This is a genomic window from Streptomyces sp. NPDC101166 (genome assembly GCF_044768125.1).
Lineage (GTDB): Bacteria > Actinomycetota > Actinomycetes > Streptomycetales > Streptomycetaceae > Streptomyces.
Genome location: NZ_JBIWPF010000283.1, coordinates 1 through 1,110 on the forward strand (window position 1 = coordinate 1; position 1,110 = coordinate 1,110).

1 protein-coding gene is annotated in these 1,110 nt (G+C 65.7%); it reads right to left on the minus strand.

Features of this window, described 5'->3' with window-relative positions:
* Positions 1 to 850 (minus strand): MFS transporter (locus ACIRS4_RS38430; RefSeq protein ID WP_404204947.1); only part of this gene is annotated, 850 nt, incomplete at its 3' end.
* Positions 851 to 1,110 lie beyond the last annotated feature (260 nt).

The window sequence follows — 1,110 nt, forward strand, 5'->3', positions numbered from 1 at the left end:
CCTGCGACGGGGTCTGCACCATGTAGGCGACGGCGTAGCTGTGCACGCCGACCAGGCATGCCGCGAAAACCGCCGTCAAGAGCACCATGCTGACCCGCGGCGCGAAGAGCAGCCGCATGTCCATGAGCGGGACACGCGAGCGCAGCTCGACGATCACGAACAGCGCCAAGGCCACCACACCGGCGATCAGCCACGCCACGGTGGTGGGCTTGGACCACCCCCAGCCGTTTCCCTTGGACACGAACAGCAGCACCATGGCCACGCCGCCGGAAAGCAGTACGGCTCCGGCGAAGTCGACCTTGCTGCGCACGCGCAGTTTCGACTCGGGGACGACCAGCGCCACCAGTGGCGTCATGACGACCACGAAGATGAGCAGCACCCAGAACATCGCTCGCCAGCTGTGCTGGTCGACCAGGTACCCGGCCAGGATCGGCGCGACGGCGGCCGAGAAGCCGAGTCCGGTCGCCGAGATTCCGAGTCCGATCGGAACGTACTTGTGGGGCATGAGATCTCGGATCAGCCCGTAAGCGACGATCGCCATGCCGGCCGCGGTCGATTGCAGGCAGCGTCCGGCCAGGAACAGCGGCCAACTGGTCGTGGTCGCGGAGATCAGGCATCCGGCGGCGAACACGACTCCGCAGATCAGAAAGATCCGCTTCTTGCCGTAGATGTCGCTGAGCTTGCCGATCACCGGTGACGCCGATGCCCCGATGAGCCCGAACACGATCAGCGACCAGGTGATATTCGGCCCCGCCGCGGGAAACGAGGGCGCGATCTTCTGCAGAGCGGCCGACACCATCGTGAACTGAATCGGTGCGACCTCGGTGTAGAGGACGATGACCGCCAGCACCGTGAAGACCCGAAGCCGCGACGCATCGTCGAGGCGGCCGGTATCCGGTCCCGGCACGTCGGACGTGCCGACAGTGGAAGTTGTTGACATTGTGCCTTCTTCGTCGAACGCGGTAGAGGTCCCGCCAGGCTGCCCGCGAATACCGCTGCTTCAGTGCTGGTTTCGGTCAGTGGAACGGTGACGGTGTGTGCGTGCCGTCGGGCCAGGGGTGTCCGGCGACCGAGTGCCACTGACCGAAACCGTGGAGCGAGCCCGGTTCT